Genomic DNA, 15,487 nt, shown 5'->3' with positions numbered 1-15,487 from the left:
GTGATGACCGGGGCCTTCAAGCCCCGCCGCTCCGTCCTCTACATGCCCAGCTCCAACGAGCGGGCGCTGGAGAAGGCCAAGACGATCCCGGCCGACGCGCTGATCCTCGATCTCGAGGACGCGGTCGCGCCGGACGCGAAGGCGGCCGCGCGGGACAACGCGGTCAACGCCGTGACCAGCGGCGCCTACGGCAACCGCGAGCTCACGATCCGGATCAACGGCGCGGACACCGAGTGGCATGCCGACGACCTCGCCGCAGCCGCGAAGGCCGGCCCGGACGCCGTCGTCGTACCCAAGGTCAACAGCCCCGAGGCCGTGCACGCGCTGGTGACCTCGCTCGAGGACGCCGGCGCTCCGGAGCGGACGAAGCTGTGGGCGATGATCGAGTCGCCGTACGCCATCCTCCACGCCGAGGAGATCGCCGCCGCCTCCGACCGACTGACCGTGCTCGTCCTGGGCACGAACGACCTGGTCAAGGAGCTGTACGCCGAGCACGTGCCCGGCCGGGCGCCGATCCTCTCCTCGCTGTCGCTGGCGGTGCTCGCCGCCCGCGCCAGCGGGAAGGTCGTCCTCGACGGCGTCTACAACGACGTGAAGGACACCGAGGGGTTCCTCGCCGAGTGCCAGCAGGGACGGGTGATGGGCTTCGACGGCAAGACCCTCATCCACCCGGGCCAGGTCGAGGGCGCCAACGCCACCTTCGCCCCCTCCGCCGAGGCGGTCGAGGACGCGAACGGCCTCATCGCCGCCTTCGAGGAGGGCAAGGGCTCCGGCGTCGTCACCTACAAGGGCCGGATGGTCGAGAGCCTCCACGTCGAGTCCGCCCGGCGCACCCTCGCGATCGCGGAGGCCATCGCCGCCCTCTGACCGCGGGTCGGCGGTCAGTCGGAGGAGCCGCGGCCGAACCTCTCGTCGAACCACCCCTTGACCCCGGTGAGAACGCCGCCGAGGTCGCGGAGGAGCTTGGTGAGGGCGTCGGAGGCGCGGGCGAAGCTCCGGGCGTAGTGGTCGGCGGCCTCCTTGGCCGCCTCGCTCATGGTCGCGTCGGCGTCCCCGGACCGGCGCGGGTAGTCGCCGGAGAGGATCCGGGTGTAGGCGCCGGAGTCGACCCAGCGCTTCGCCTCGGTGGCGCGTACGACGGCGAACGGGTGGGACTGCTGCTCGACGAGCAGCAGCTTCAGGATCGAGTCGCGCAGGTCGCCGCCCTCGGAGTACTCCGCCCCCTGGGCCAGGAACGAGACCGGGTCGAGGTCCTCGAGGTGGCCGCCTCCCGCGGTCTTCATGTGGACGCGCAGCGCGGTGGCCGGGTCCTGGGTGGCGAGCAGACCGGCCCGGTCGGCGGAGAGCTCGGCCTTGCGCGACCATTCCATGAGCGCCGCCACGATCAGGCGTACGCCGAGCCCGCCCAGCGGCAGCGCCGCCAGGATCCCGCTGAGCTGCATGAGCCGCAGCAGCAGCGTGCGGTAGACCGCATGGCCGGAGAGCGCGTGGCCGAGCTCGTGGCCGACCACGAACCGCAGCTCCTCCTCGTCCATCAGGTCCACCAGCGCGGAGTTGAGCAGGATGACGGGCTTCTCCATCCCGATCGTCATCGCGTTGACGTACGGGTCGTTGACGACGTACACCTCCGGCAGCTCGGCCACGTCCAGCACCCGCCCCACGTCGGCGAGCAGCCTCTGGATCACCGGGAACTGCCGCTCGTCGACGCGCACGGAGTCGCCGAGCAGCATCAGCCGGACGGTCCGCTCGCTGATCAGGCCGTTGACGGCCTTCAGGACGGTGTCGAAGCCCCTGAGCTTCCGCAGCGCCACGAGCGCGCCCTTGTCGGCCGGGTGCTCCCAGGCGCGGGAGCTGATGTCGGTGAGCGTCACGCGGGAGCGCACGGGAGTGGCCATGCCCCGAGTCTCCCCCGGTGCGCCTGCGCTCGGAACCGTTTCCATAAATGCGAAGGCAACCTTTGAAGGTAACCTTCACACCTGCTAGCGTCGTACGCCGTGACCAGGACACTCGACGACGCCGCGATCGGCGCCCTCGCCCATGAGGTGCGTACGACGACGGGCCGGCTGACCAGGGCGCTGAGGGAGCACGGCGGACGGCTCGGGCTGACCCCCAGCCAGTCCGAGGCGCTGGGCTACGTCGACCGGGACGGCCCGCTGACCGTGACCGCCCTCGCGAAGCTCAGCGGCGTCAGGTCCCAGTCGATGGGCGCGACCGTCGCGGCGCTCGAGGAGCAGGGGCTGGTCGCCGTGACCCCCGACCCCGCCGACGGTCGGCAGAAGGTCATCGCGGTCACCGCCACGGCCCGCGACCTGGTCGCCCGGAGCCGCAGCGTCCGCGAGGACTGGCTCGCCCAGCGCATCTCCACGGCACTCTCCCCCGCGGAGCAGCGCCGGCTCGCCGAGACGGTCGCGCTGCTCGCGCGGCTCGTCGAGCACTGACCCGCCCAACCTTCGACAAGACAGGACCGCCATGTCCCTCACCACGCTCGACGCGAGGACCGCACTGATCGTCATCGACCTGCAGGCCGGGATCGTCGGCATCGACGGCACGCCCCACGCCGTCCCCGACGTGATCGCCCGCAGCGCCGAGCTCGCCGACGCGTTCCGCAAGCACGGCCTCCCCGTCGTCCTGGTCAACGTGGCCGGCGCCCCGGGGGTCCGCACCGACAACAACCCCGCCGGCACCCCGGCGGCCCTGCCGGAGCAGGCACTCCCAGTCGTCCCGGAGCTCGGCGAGGCCGACAAGCTCGTCACCAAGCACACTCCCGGCGCGTTCACCGGCACCGACCTCGAGGCCTACCTGCGCGAGCAGGGCGTCACCCAGGTCGTGGTCACCGGCGTCGCGACCGGCAACGGCGTCGCCGCCACCGTGCAGCAGGCCTTCGAGCTCGGCTTCCACGTCACCGCCCCGCTCGACGCGATGACCGACGCGGAGCTCGCCAGCCACGAGTACTCCGTGACCCATCACTTCCCCAAGCGCGCCGAGACCGGCACGACGGCCGAGCTCCTCGCCCTCCTGGAGGCGACCCGGGCGTGACCTCGGTCGACCAGCCGTCGACGGACGAGAAGACCGCCCCGAAGGGCGTGTACGGCGCGCGGTTCCTCGCGCCGCTCTTCCTCGGGCCGCTGCTCAACCCGATCAACACCACGATGGTCTCGGTCGCGCTGGTGCCGATCAGCCGCGACCTCGGCGTACCCAGCAGCACCGTCGTCTGGCTCGTCGCCGGCCTCTACCTCACCAGCGCGATCGCGCAGCCGACCCTCGGCCGGGTCGGCGACATCCTCGGCCCGCGGCGGGTCTACCTCGCCGGCCTCGTGGTGGTGGGCGTCGCCGGCGTGCTCCCCAGCCTCGCCGGCGGCTTCGGCCCGGTCGTCGCCTCGCGGGTCCTCCTCGGCGTCGGTACGTCGGCGGCGTACCCCTCCGTCATGGCGATGATCCGCGGACGGTCCCGCGTCGCAGGGGCGGCGACCCCGCCGGCGGTGCTCTCCGGGATCTCGATCTCGGCGCTGAGCACGACGGCGGTCGGCCCGGTGCTGGGCGGTGTGCTCATCGACCTGTTCGACTGGCGCGCGATCTTCCTCGTCAACGTCCCGCTCGCGGTCGCGGCGCTCGTGATGACGCTGCTCTGGGTCCCCGACGAGGTCCGGCCCGCCGCCGGCGAGCGGCCGCGGCTGCGCGACCTGGACCTCGTCGGCATCCTGCTCTTCGCGGCCTCGGTCGCCTCGCTGCTCGTCTTCGGGCTCACCCTGTCCACCCCGCACTGGTGGCTGCTGCCTGTCACCGTCGTCGCCCTGCTCGGGCTGCTCGGCTGGGAGCTGCGGCGTACGAGCCCGTTCATCGACTTCCGGATGCTGGCGAGCAACGGCGGCCTCACCCGCACCTACCTGCGGATGCTCCTGCTCTACCTCGGCTTCTACTCGATGATGTACGGCTACACGCAGTGGATCCAGGACGACGCCGGGTTCAGCAGCGCCCAGGCGGGCTTCCTGCAGCTGCCGACGGCGGTCCTCGCCGGGGCGATGTCGGTGGCGGTCGCGCGTACGACGCGGGTCCGCGTGCCGATCCTCGTCGCCTGCGGCGCGCCGATCGTCGGCGGCGTCCTGATGATCTGGCTGCACTCGAGCAGCCCGGTGGCGTACCTCCTCGTCATCGCCGGCCTCTTCGGCATCGCCCAGGGCCTGGCCAGCGTCTCGAACCAGCAGGTGCTCTACCGACAGTCCCCGCCCGACCGCGTCGGCACGGCCTCCGGGCTCTCGCGCACGTTCGTCTACCTGGGCGCGATCCTCTCCTCCGGCGTGCTCGGCGCGACCTTCGGCGACGCGCCGACCGACGCCAACGTGCACGTCATCGGCGTGCTCATCGCGGTCTGCTCGGTGGCCGCCGGGCTGCTCGCCGTCACCGACCGCACGCTGCGGGACGCGTCGCGAATGAGGACCAGGTAAAAATGCAACTCGATGTGACACCGAAGGTGACAGCGACCGCCCTGATCTGGTGAAGTAGCCCGGACGGGCTATCCCCCACCCCAGGCCCAGTGCAGGAGAAGACACCCGTGACGATCACTCTCGAGCGGCCCCCGGCCGAGATCGCCTACCTCGACGAGCGTCGCCCGGCGCTCTACCCGGTCCCCGACGACGCCTCCGGGGCGACGGTCGTCCCCCTTCCCCGCGGCGTACGCCTCGTCCAGCCACGCAAGGGCGTCGCGACCCCCACGCTGACGCTCGGTCGCAAGCTCGCCATGCTCGCGCCGGCCGCGCTCCTGGCGGCGGTCGCCGGTGGCACGGTCACGCTCGCGCCGCACGCCGGCGGCGTCGTGGACGGCGTCGTCGACGGCGTACGCCACCTCTTCGACGACGGCGGCGCGGCCGCGCCCGTCGCCCACCAGCAGGAGGCGGCCCCGAAGCACCGTGCGGCCACCGCGCCGACGACCGGCGCAGGTGCCGTGACGCACCGGCCGAAGCACCGCGCGACCGGCGCCGGCGACACCGCGCCGACGACGGGCCCGCAGACAGGCTCGGCCGACGCGGGCAGCGCGAGCGGTACGCCGTCCACGCCCTCCGCGGGCACCCACAAGGGCTCCTCGACCGGGTCGGTGAGCGCGACCCGGTCCGGCGGCAAGCATGCGGCGACCGGATCGGACGACACGTCCTCGAGCACGCAGCAGTCCAGCACGCCGAAGCAGTCCCAGCCCAAGGACAGCCAGCCCAAGGAGACCGAACCGAAGGACACCACCCCGTCGGACCCCGTGTCCGGCACCGTGGACACCCTGACGAACACCGTCGACGACGTGGTCGGCGGTGTCACGGGCGGACTCGGTCTGGGCGGCTGAGCCGGCTCCCCCTCCGCTCAGAGCTCAGTCATCGGGATCCGCACACCGGCGCGGGCCGCGACCTCCACCGCGAGGTCGTAGCCCGCGTCGACGTGTCTGATGACCCCCATGCCCGGGTCGTTGGTGAGCACACGCTCGATCTTCTGCGCGGCGAGGTCGGTGCCGTCGGCGACGGTCACCTGCCCGGCATGGATGGAGCGGCCCATGCCGACACCGCCGCCGTGGTGGATGCTCACCCAGGTGGCCCCCGAGGCGGTGTTGACCAGCGCGTTGAGCAGCGCCCAGTCGGCGATCGCGTCCGACCCGTCGAGCATCGCCTCGGTCTCGCGGTACGGGCTGGCGACCGACCCGCAGTCGAGGTGGTCGCGGCCGATCACGATCGGCGCCTTCAGCTCGCCGCTCGCGACCATCTCGTTGAAGCGCAGCCCGGCGAGGTGGCGCTCGCCGTACCCCAGCCAGCAGATCCGCGCCGGCAGGCCCTGGAAGTGCACCCGCTCGCCAGCCATGGTGATCCACTTCCGCAGGCGCTCGTTGTCCGGGAAGAGCTCGAGGATCGCCCGGTCGGTGGCCGCGATGTCGGCGGGGTCACCGGACAGCGCCGCCCAGCGGAAGGGCCCCTTGCCCTCGCAGAACAGCGGCCGGATGTAGGCCGGCACGAACCCCGGGAAGTCGAAGGCGCGGTCGAACCCGCCCTTGCGGGCCTCGTCGCGGATCGAGTTGCCGTAGTCGAAGACCTCCGCGCCCTTGTCCAGGAAGCCGACCATCGCGCGCACGTGGGCGGCCATCGACTCCTGCGCGCGCTTGGTGAACCCGGCCGGGTCGGCCTCACGCTGCGTCTGCCACTCCTCGAACGGGACGCCGAGGGGGAGGTAGGCCAGCGGGTCGTGGGCCGAGGTCTGGTCGGTGACGACGTCGATCGGGGCGTCCAGCTCGAGCAGCGCGGGCATCAGCTCGGCGGCGTTGCCGAGGACGCCGATGGAGAGCGGCGTCCGCGCGTCGCGGGCCTCGACCGCCATCCGCAGCGCCTCCTCGAGGCTGGGCGCCTCGACGTCGAGGTAGCGGTGCTCGATCCGGCGGGCGATGCGCGCGGGGTCACACTCGATGCAGATCGCCACCCCGTCGTTCATGGTGACCGCGAGCGGCTGGGCGCCGCCCATCCCGCCGAGCCCGGCGGTCAGCGTGATCGTGCCCGCGAGGGAGCCGTCGAACCGCTTGTCGGCCACCGAGGCGAAGGTCTCGAACGTGCCCTGCAGGATTCCCTGCGTTCCGATGTAGATCCAGGAGCCGGCCGTCATCTGGCCGTACATGATCAGCCCGAGCTCCTCGAGCCTTCGGAACTCCTCCCAGTTGGCCCAGTCGCCGACCAGGTTGGAGTTGGCGATCAGCACCCGGGGCGCCCACTCGTGGGTCCGCATCACGCCGACCGGCTTCCCGGACTGCACCAGCATCGTCTCGTCCGGGCCCAGCGTCCGGAGGGTCCGCACGAGCGCGTCGTACGCCGACCACGAGCGCGCGGCCCTGCCGGTCCCGCCGTACACGACGAGGTCCGCAGGAGCCTCCGCCACCTCGGGGTCGAGGTTGTTCATCAGCATCCGCAGCGGCGCCTCGGTCTGCCAGCTGCGCGCGCTCAGCTCGGCACCGCGAGGAGCGCGGATCGGAAGCCGGGGGTTGTCCTGGATCGTCATCGCAGCTCTCCGATCACCTCTTCGACCACGCGCAGCACCGCGCCTGAGGACACCAATCCCACCACGGTCTCGATCTCCGGGGCGAGGAACCGGTCCGGGCCGGGGCCGGGAACGCCGGCGTCGCGCAGCAGGCGTACGACGGCGCCGGTGGCCGGCGAGGGCTGCAGCGGCGTCCGGAGGTCGAGCCCGCGGGCGGCGGTGAGCAGCTCGATCGCCACCACGCGGGTCAGCCCGTCGACCGCGCGACGCAGCTTCCGGGCGGCCGACCACCCCATGGAGACGTGGTCCTCCTGCATCGCACTGGACGGGATCGAGTCCACCGAGGCCGGGTTGGCGAGCCGCTTGAGCTCGGAGACGATCGCGGCCTGGGTGTACTGCGCGATCATGTGGCCGCTGTCGACGCCGGGGTCACCGGCGAGGAACGCCGGCAGCCCGTGGCTGCGGGCGACGTCGAGGAACCGGTCGGTCCGCCGCTCCGAGATGGAGGCGACGTCGGCGGCCACGATCGCGAGGAAGTCCAGGACGTAGGCGACGGGTGCCCCGTGGAAGTTGCCGTTCGACTCGACCCGGCCCTCCTCCGGCAGCACGACCGGGTTGTCGATCGCCGACTCGAGCTCGCGGGCCGCCACGGTGGCGGCGTACTCCACGGTGTCGCGGGCGGCGCCGTGAACCTGCGGGCTGCAGCGGAGTGAGTAGGCGTCCTGGACGCGGTTGCAGTCCGGGCCGCGGTGGGACGCCACGACGCCGGAGTCGGCGAGCAGGGCGACGAGGTTGGCCGCGGAGAGGGCCTGGCCCGGATGCGGCCGCAGCTCCTGCAGCTCCGCTGCGAAGACCCGGTCGGTGGCCAGCTGGGCCTCGACCGACATCGCGGCGGCGACGTCGAGCGTCCGGAGCAGCCGGCGGAGGTCGGCGATCGCGAGCAGCAGCATGCCGAGCATCCCGTCGGTGCCGTTGATGAGGGCGAGCCCCTCCTTCTCGGCGAGCTCCACCGGCTCGAGCCCGGCCGCCCGCAGTGCCTCGGCGGTGGGCACGAGGGTCCCGGCAGCGTCGCGCACCTCGCCCTCCCCCATCAGCGCGAGCGCGCAGTGCGCGAGCGGGGCGAGGTCGCCGGAGCAGCCGAGCGAGCCGTACTCCCTCACCACCGGCGTGATGCCGTGCGACAGCAGCGCGGCGAGCAGCTCGGCCGTGGCCCGGCGTACGCCGGTATGGCCGGTCGCCAGCGTCGAGAGCCGCAGCAGCATCAGGGCGCGTACGACCTCGCGCTCGACCTCGGGCCCGGACCCGGCGGCGTGCGAGCGGATGAGCGACCGCTGCAGCTGGGCGCGCTGGTCGGCGAGGATGTGACGGGTAGCGAGGGCGCCGAACCCCGTCGAGATGCCGTACGCCGGCGTGGCCGCCCCCGCGAGCGAGTCGACGACCTCACGGGCCCGGTCGATCGCCCCGAGCGCCTCGTCGGTCAGCACCACCCCGGCGCCGTGGCGTGCCACCGCGACGACCTCCTCGGGCGTGAGCGGGCCGACGCCGACGGCGACGGTGGGGACGGACGGGGAGAGCGCTTCGGTGCTGGTCACGGGCCCATCCAAGCCCGGTGCCCGGACGGCGTCCAACGGCCGCCGATCTACCCCAGGGGTCCTAGTCATTTCGGACTAGGCGAATTGGTCCGAACAGATGAGTGGGGCACCCGTCACACATTCGCGACATCGTCGTTGAGCACGGTGTCACGCCCCATCTGGGAGGGAGGCACGGAGGGTCCCCGTTCCGCGCCCCGTGACGAGTGGTTTCGACCATGTCCGGAGGGATGGGGGGTCCCTCGCGTCTCACTGGAGTCTTCATGCGCCGTCTCTTCGCACTCGGCTCGGCCACTGCCGTCGCCGCCACCAGCCTTCTCCTTCTGACACCGGATGACGCCCACGCGGCCAAGCCCGTCTCGACGCCGTACGTCCTCCGCGGCTACGGCTACGGGCTCCGCGTCCTCGGGGGATCGCTTCCCGCAAGCTCGGGCGACACCGCCGCCGTGTCCTCCGGCTGCATGAACAAGGCTGGCGTCAGCCGGGAGAACCACCTCGCCGGCGCGACGCTGCCCGACAAGCTCGGCTCCATCGGCGCCGTCACCAGTCGCACCTGGACGACGAAGGTCGGCGGCACCGTCAACCGCTACACGCGGTCCAAGGTCGCCGACATCACCCTTGCCCGGAGCGGCCTCGGCAAGCTCTCGATCCAGGGCCTCACCGTGACCGCCCACGTGTGGCACGACGCCAAGGGCTTCCACTCGGAGGTGGTCCCCGACGTCGCCAGGATCGCGGTCACTGATCCGATCACCGGGACCCACTCGGCCCCGCTCCCGACGCCGGGCAACCCGCTCAAGATCCCCGGCCTGGCCACCCTCTCGATGGGTGCCAAGTCCACGCACCGCGGCCCGAACTGGGCGGGCGCGAACAGCGACGGCCTGCGGTTGTACGTCGCCCCCTCGAAGACGACGCTGGCGCTCGCCCACGCGTGGGCCTACATGTCGGAGGGGGTCGAGTCCGGCATCTTCGGTGGCTCCGCTGCGGCGATCCGCGCCAGCGCCCTCGGCTCGCTGGCCTCCGTCGGCCCGCAGCCCCTGCTCCTGATGCCGTGCAAGAGCCCGAAGGGAAAGACGCTGACGAAGGCGATCGCCGGCCTGCCCCTTAGCAACGTCGGCGTGCCGATCAAGGTCGGTGCCCTCACCTCGCAGATGCAGGGCAACCAGAGCGGCAGGAAGGCCTGGGGCCGGGCCATCTCCCGGGTCGCCAGCGTCAACATCGGCAACGGCGCGCTCGTCGTCAAGGGGCTGGTCGCTCGGGCCAACGTGACCCGCACCGGGAAGGGGCTCACCAAGCTGACCCGAAACGCGAGCGGGACGACGGTCGGCTCCATCACAGCCAACGGCACGAGCTACTCCCTCGCGCAGCTGGACGGCAAGAAGATCGACATCCCGGGCGGCGCACTGTCGATCCAGACCAAGGTCGTGACCAACCAGTGGCAGGGCATTCAGGTGGTCGGGCTCCGAATCACCGTGCTCAGCGCGAGTGACGTGACGAAGACGGTGATCGACCTCGGCCGGGCACGGCTGAAGATCGCCAAGCCCTGACCCGGGCACCATCGGACCCCGCCGAGCCGTCCTGAGGGACGGACACGGCGGGGTCCGTCGCGTTCGGAGCACCTTTACTTGGTGGCGTGACCGTGACCGCCCCGCCCCCAGCGCAGGTCGGTGACGTACGCCGCTGGGCGATGCTGGCGGCGAGCACGATCGCCCAGGCCTCCGCGGCGACGATGATGCACGGGGCCGCGTTCCTGATCCCGGCCCTCCACGAGCGCAACGGCCTCAGCCTCGCCGACGCGGGGCTCATCGCCGCAGCACCCACGGTCGGCGTCATGCTCGCGCTGGTGCCGTGGGGCTGGGTGACGGACCACCGCGGCGAGCGGCTGGTGCTGCTCTCCGGCCTCGTCGGCACGGCGGCCGTCGGCCTGCTCGCCGCGCTCACCCACGGACTGGTGCTGCTCGGGATCCTTCTGCTCCTCGGTGGGGCGGCCGCAGCGAGCACCAACGCCGCCAGCGGCCGGGTCGTCGTCGGGTGGTTCCCGCCGCACCGGCGAGGGCTGGCCATGGGGATCCGGCAGATGGCCCAGCCGGTCGGCGTCGGGATCGCCGCGATCACCGTCTCGGTGCTCGCCGAGAGCCGAGGGGTGCACGTCGCGATGTGGGTGCCGACGCTCTCCTGCGGCGCCGCCGACGAGCACCTCGCCGTCGCCGACCTCGACCCGCCACGGCCGGACCGGAAGACCGGCACGGCCCCGAACCCCTACCGCCGGGACGGCTACCTCGCCCGCATCCACGGCGTCTCGGTGCTGCTCGTCGTGCCGCAGTTCGTGGTGTGGACGTTCGCCCTGGTCTGGCTGGTCCAGGACCGGCACTGGGGCGCCGCCCCGGCCGGCACCCTGGTCGCGGTCGCCCAGGTCTTCGGCGCGCTCGGCCGGATCGCCGCGGGGCAGCTCTCCGACGTCGTACGCAGCCGGATGCGGCCGCTGCGCTGGGTCGCCTGGGGCGCCGGCCTCACGATGCTCCTCCTCGGCCTCACCGCCGGGCTGGGCTGGCTCGTCTCCGTCCCGTTGATCGTGGTCGCGACGGTGCTCACCGTCGCCGACAATGGCCTCGCGTTCACCGGCGTGGCCGAGCGGGCCGGGCCGTTCTGGTCCGGGCGGGCGCTCGCGCTGCAGAACACCGCGCAGTTCCTCGCCAGCAGTGTCGTGCCACCCGTCGGCGGGCTCGTCGTCGCCCACCTCGGCTACTCCTGGGCGTTCGCCCTGGCCGGGCTCTTCCCACTCGTCGCGATCGGCCTCGTCCCGGTCCGCGGCGAGCACCCGTTGACGCACTGAGCGCCGGACGCGCTCACGACGGCCGGCAGGTTCGTCGCCCAGGCCGGCCGGGACTGCAGCCGGCCTGACGGGCGAAGTTACCAACGGGTAGGATCCTTCTCACCTGACGGAGGGCTGCCGGGCGTGGCGCTCGTCTCACTAGAGTCGCCACTCCCGGCAGTACACCGCCGTACGACGAGCACGACTCGACGAGGAGCCCAACCCGCATGTTGCAGACGATCGTCATCGCCGTCACGCTCGCGCTGACCGTGGTCACCGTCTACCTGGTGGTCAAGGCAGTACGCAGCATGGTCGGCGTCGTCCGGATCGGCCAGCCGGCCCCGCGCGCCGACAACCCCGGCCGCCGGTGGGCGACGATGATGAAGGAGACCTTCGGCCACACCAGGATGTTCCAGTGGCGCTGGGTCGGCGTGATGCACTGGTTCGTCTACTTCGGCTTCCTCATCCTCTCCAGCGCCGTCGCGACCGGCTTCGTCCAGCTCTTCGACCCGAAGTGGCAGATCCCGGTCATCGGGCACTGGTTCGTCTTCGAGTGGGTGAGCGAGGCGATCGGCGTCCTCTCGACGATCGGCATCGTCTTCCTGATCGTCTACCGCCAGCTCCACAAGCCGGCCCAGCTCGGCCGCCGGAGCCGGTTCTTCGGCTCGACATTCTGGCAGGCCTACTTCGTCGAGTTCATGGCACTGCTCGAGGGCGTCGCGATCCTCTTCATCCGCGGTGCCGAACGCAACCTCGAGATCCTCGACGGCCACAGCGACCGGGCCGGCTCCTTCCACTACCCGGTGGCCCACCTCCTCAGCGGTCTCTACAGCAGCACCGACAAGGACGCCGTCGAAGCGGCGATCGTCGTGATCGCCTTCGTCAAGGTGCTCTCCGCGCTGGTGTGGCTCGACGTCATCGCGGTCAACCTCACGATGGGCATCGCGTGGCACCGCTTCACCGCCTGGTTCAACATCTGGTTCAAGCGCGAGTCCTCCGGCCGTACGGCGCTCGGCTCGATCAAGCCGCTCACCTCGGGCGGCAAGACGATCACGCTCGACGACATCGACGACCTCGACGAGGACTCCAAGCTCGGCGTCGGCGCCATCGAGGACTTCTCCTGGAAGGGCATCCTCGACTTCACCACGTGCACCGAGTGCGGACGCTGCCAGTCGCAGTGCCCGGCCTGGAACACCGAGAAGCCGCTCTCCCCGAAGCTGCTCGTGATGGGGCTGCGGGACCACGCATACGCCGCGGCGCCCTACCTGCAGGACGGTGGACGTGACGGCTCCGACGCCGACGTCCTGCAGCGGTCACTCGTCGGCAAGGCCGACGAGGACGAGTGGTTCTACAACCCCGAGGGCGGCGACTTCGTCATCGACGAGGACGTGCTCTGGTCGTGCACGTCGTGCGGCGCCTGCGTGCAGCAGTGCCCGGTCGACATCGAGCACGTCGACCACATCATGGACATGCGCCGCTACCAGGTGCTCGTCGAGTCGAACTTCCCGACCGAGCTCAACGGTCTCTTCCGCGGCCTCGAGAACAACGGCAACCCGTGGAACATGTCGTCCCGCAAGCGGATGGAGTGGGCCGACGGGCTCCCCTTCGACGTCAAGGTCGTCGGCGAGGACATCGAGTCCCTGGACGAGGTCGACTGGCTGTTCTGGGTCGGCTGCGCCGGCGCCTACGAGGACCGCGCCAAGAAGACGACCCGCGCCGTGGCCGAGCTGCTCGACCTGGCCGGCGTCTCGTTCGGCGTACTCGGCAACGGTGAGACCTGCACCGGCGACTCCGCCCGTCGGGCCGGGAACGAGTTCGTGTTCCAGGGCCTGGCGCAGCAGAACGTCGAGACCTTCAAGGAGTTCAAGGTCAAGAAGGCCGTCACCACCTGTGCTCACTGCTTCAACACGCTGAAGAACGAGTACAAGGAGTTCGGCGTCGAGCTCGAGGTCGTCCACCACACCCAGCTGCTCAACCGGCTCGTGCGGGAGGGCAGGCTGACCCCGGTGGCCGACGGCGCCGGTGCCCACAAGCGCTCGATCACCTACCACGACCCGTGCTACATCGGCCGCCACAACGGGGTCTACACCCCGCCCCGCGAGCTGCTCCAGGTGCTTCCGGGCGCTGACTACAAGGAGATGCCGCGCAACTCCGAACGATCCTTCTGCTGCGGCGCCGGCGGTGCCCGGATGTGGATGGAGGAGCGGATCGGCGAGCGGATCAACCGCAACCGCACCGACGAGGCCGTCGCCACCGGCGCCGACCAGATCGCCGTCGGCTGCCCGTTCTGCCGGGTGATGCTCTCCGACGGCCTCACCGCCGCGCAGTCCGACGGGACCGCGCGTGAGGAGGTCGAGGTACTCGACGTCGCCCAGATGCTGCTCGCCTCGGTCAAGGGCGAGATGGCCACCAAGCTCGCGCCAGGTGCCGGCGCCGCCACCGCGGCCTCGGTCGCGACCGCCGCCGAGCCCTCGGCCGGCGACATCACAGACACCGCTGCCACCGTCACCGGGACCGCCGAGGTGGGACCGGCCGCGAAGGCATCCCAGGACACCGGCGGGTCGCTCTTCGACACCCCCGCCGAGGCGCCGGAGACGTCCGCCGAGCCAGAGGCCGCCGGGGCCGCCGAGCCCGCTGGTGCCGCGCCTGACGACGCCTCGTCCCTCTTCGACACCCCGGCGCCCGCCGAGCCCGAGGCGAAGTCCGCCTCCGGCGGCGGCTCCCTCTTCGACGAGGGCGGCTCGCTGTTCGACACGCCCGCCGAGGACTCCGCGCCGGCCGAGACCCCGACCGCCGACGAGCCGGCGGCGGCCGAGCCGGAGTCGGCCGAGACCGACCTGGGCGGTGGCTCGCTGTTCGACATCCCGGCTGCCGGACCGGAGGCTCCCGCTGATTCCGCGCCCCCCGAGCCGGCCGGCGGCGAGTCGGGAACCGAAGCCGCCCCCGAGGAGACGGTCGCCCAGACGCCGCCCGCGGCTGCCGCGTCCCGAGCCGCATCGGCGCCGCACGACGACGTCGACATCGACGCGGCCTCCTCGCTGTTCGACATCGAGGCCCCCGACGGCGCAGTCGCAGCGGCGCCGACCGCCGACCCGGCGACCCCGGCAACCCCCGCGGCCCCGGAGCCAGAGGCGCCGCCCGCGCAGGCGGCAGCCGAGGCGACTCCGGTCGAGGCGGAGGCGCCCGCGGCCGAGGCGGACGTCCCCTCGGCCGAGCCTGCCCAGGAGACCCCGGAGCCGGTTGAGCAAACGTTCGCTCAACCGCCGACCGGTACTTCCTCCGCCTCCGGGGTCGCATCGGCACCGCACGACGACGTCGACATCGACGCGGTCTCCTCGCTGTTCGACATCGAGGCCCCCGACGGCGCAGTCGCAGCGGCACCCACCGCCGCCCCGGCGACCCCGGCGAGCCCGGCCGCCGCACCAGCGCCCGCAGAGGCCCCCGCAGAGGCCCCCGCAGAGGCCCCCGCAGAGGCCCCCGCAGAGGCCCCCGCCCCGGAGGAGCCTGCCGAGGAGCCCGCCGAGGCGGAGACGATCTTCGAGGACGAGACCGTCGAGGAGGCGGAGCCGCAGGAGGCGGAGGGTCAGCCCAAGCAGCCGGCAACCCAGTCGAGCAGCGGCGAGGCCCACGCGCCGCGTACGGACGTCGACATCAACGAGGCCGGGTCCCTCTTCGACCTCTGACGCCGGCCGCCGGCCGCCAGCCGCACGACGAAAAGACACGACGAAAAGAACAGTGCCCCGGGTCGCAGCCGTCCCTGACTGCGACCCGGGGCACTGTCGTACCGCCAGCGCGGGAGCGGCCCTAGTGCAGGCCGCCCTTGGGCGCCTCACCCTCCTTCGGCGGCTCCACGACGATGGGCCGCAGCTGGGCCCAGGCGAGGAAGACGAGACCGACCACGAGGAAGGTCAGACCGCCGGCGAGGTTGTCGGTGTTGTCGCCCATCGCGTCGTTCGCGCCGACGGCGTAGACGATGAGCAGCACGACGCCGTACACGACGAGCAGCGCGCCGATCACGTTGCGGATGTCGAAGGCCCCCGCGGTCTTCCTCGGGCCCGGGCCCTGGGTCTGTCCCTGGCTCTGTCCCTGTGTCATGGGT

At 72.1% G+C, this 15,487-nt stretch carries 12 protein-coding genes; 8 read left to right on the top strand and 4 right to left on the bottom strand.

Features of this window, described 5'->3' with window-relative positions; all coding sequences use genetic code 11:
• The first annotated feature begins 3 nt into the window (after positions 1 to 3).
• Positions 4 to 867 (top strand): HpcH/HpaI aldolase/citrate lyase family protein, encoded by an 864-nt coding sequence (locus ABLE53_RS07630; protein WP_348858853.1) that lies wholly within the window; start codon positions 4 to 6, stop codon positions 865 to 867.
• Between the two features lie 14 nt (positions 868 to 881).
• Here the strand turns inward: ABLE53_RS07630 and ABLE53_RS07625 are convergent, their stop codons facing one another.
• Complete coding sequence (locus ABLE53_RS07625; protein ID WP_348858174.1) at positions 882 to 1,895, bottom strand: M48 family metallopeptidase; 1,014 nt, start codon at positions 1,893 to 1,895, stop codon at positions 882 to 884.
• Positions 1,896 to 1,994: 99 nt separating this feature from the next.
• On the opposite strand from ABLE53_RS07625, the gene ABLE53_RS07620 reads away from it, so the two are divergent.
• The 4 genes from ABLE53_RS07620 to ABLE53_RS07605 all read left to right on the top strand — a co-directional run bounded on the left by ABLE53_RS07620 (position 1,995) and on the right by ABLE53_RS07605 (position 5,326).
• On the top strand, positions 1,995 to 2,438 hold the full coding sequence (locus tag ABLE53_RS07620) for a MarR family winged helix-turn-helix transcriptional regulator (RefSeq protein WP_348858173.1): 444 nt from the start codon (positions 1,995 to 1,997) through the stop codon (positions 2,436 to 2,438).
• A gap of 31 nt (positions 2,439 to 2,469) precedes the next feature.
• Complete coding sequence (locus ABLE53_RS07615; protein ID WP_348858172.1) at positions 2,470 to 3,036, top strand: isochorismatase family protein; 567 nt, start codon at positions 2,470 to 2,472, stop codon at positions 3,034 to 3,036.
• Positions 3,033 to 4,442: an MFS transporter gene (locus tag ABLE53_RS07610; protein ID WP_348858171.1), complete on the top strand. Its 1,410-nt coding sequence runs from the start codon at positions 3,033 to 3,035 to the stop codon at positions 4,440 to 4,442. Before ABLE53_RS07615 ends, ABLE53_RS07610 begins: the two co-directional genes overlap by 4 nt.
• Positions 4,443 to 4,549: 107 nt before the next feature.
• Positions 4,550 to 5,326, top strand: coding sequence for a hypothetical protein (locus ABLE53_RS07605; protein WP_348858170.1), 777 nt, complete (start codon positions 4,550 to 4,552; stop codon positions 5,324 to 5,326).
• A 17-nt stretch (positions 5,327 to 5,343) separates the two neighbouring features.
• Here the strand turns inward: ABLE53_RS07605 and hutU are convergent, their stop codons facing one another.
• Positions 5,344 to 7,011: a urocanate hydratase gene (hutU, locus tag ABLE53_RS07600; RefSeq protein WP_348858169.1), complete on the bottom strand. Its 1,668-nt coding sequence runs from the start codon at positions 7,009 to 7,011 to the stop codon at positions 5,344 to 5,346.
• Positions 7,008 to 8,582, bottom strand: a complete 1,575-nt coding sequence (gene hutH, locus ABLE53_RS07595; protein ID WP_348858168.1) for a histidine ammonia-lyase — start codon at positions 8,580 to 8,582, stop codon at positions 7,008 to 7,010. The genes hutU and hutH overlap by 4 nt, the downstream gene beginning before the upstream one ends.
• A gap of 260 nt (positions 8,583 to 8,842) precedes the next feature.
• Here hutH and ABLE53_RS07590 point away from each other — a divergent pair, with 260 nt between their 5' ends.
• From ABLE53_RS07590 to ABLE53_RS07580, 3 genes are all read left to right on the top strand, one after another.
• A complete protein-coding gene (locus ABLE53_RS07590; protein ID WP_348858166.1) occupies positions 8,843 to 10,123 on the top strand; it encodes a choice-of-anchor P family protein in 1,281 nt (426 codons plus the stop codon).
• A gap of 86 nt (positions 10,124 to 10,209) precedes the next feature.
• Complete coding sequence (locus ABLE53_RS07585) at positions 10,210 to 11,409, top strand: MFS transporter (RefSeq protein ID WP_348858165.1); 1,200 nt, start codon at positions 10,210 to 10,212, stop codon at positions 11,407 to 11,409.
• Between the two features lie 206 nt (positions 11,410 to 11,615).
• The gene (locus ABLE53_RS07580; RefSeq protein ID WP_348858164.1) at positions 11,616 to 15,071 is read left to right on the top strand and encodes a (Fe-S)-binding protein; all 3,456 of its coding nucleotides are present in this window, start codon (positions 11,616 to 11,618) and stop codon (positions 15,069 to 15,071) included.
• Positions 15,072 to 15,192: 121 nt separating this feature from the next.
• On the opposite strand, the gene ABLE53_RS07575 is transcribed toward ABLE53_RS07580, so the two are convergent.
• The gene (locus ABLE53_RS07575) at positions 15,193 to 15,483 is read right to left on the bottom strand and encodes a hypothetical protein (RefSeq protein WP_348858163.1); all 291 of its coding nucleotides are present in this window, start codon (positions 15,481 to 15,483) and stop codon (positions 15,193 to 15,195) included.
• Positions 15,484 to 15,487: the final 4 nt, after the last annotated feature.

Source organism: Nocardioides asiaticus (assembly GCF_040049175.1).
Taxonomy (GTDB): Bacteria; Actinomycetota; Actinomycetes; order Propionibacteriales; family Nocardioidaceae; genus Nocardioides; species Nocardioides cheoyonin.
Note: the sequence above shows the minus strand (reverse complement) of the source record. Positions and strands in the feature narration are given on the sequence as shown.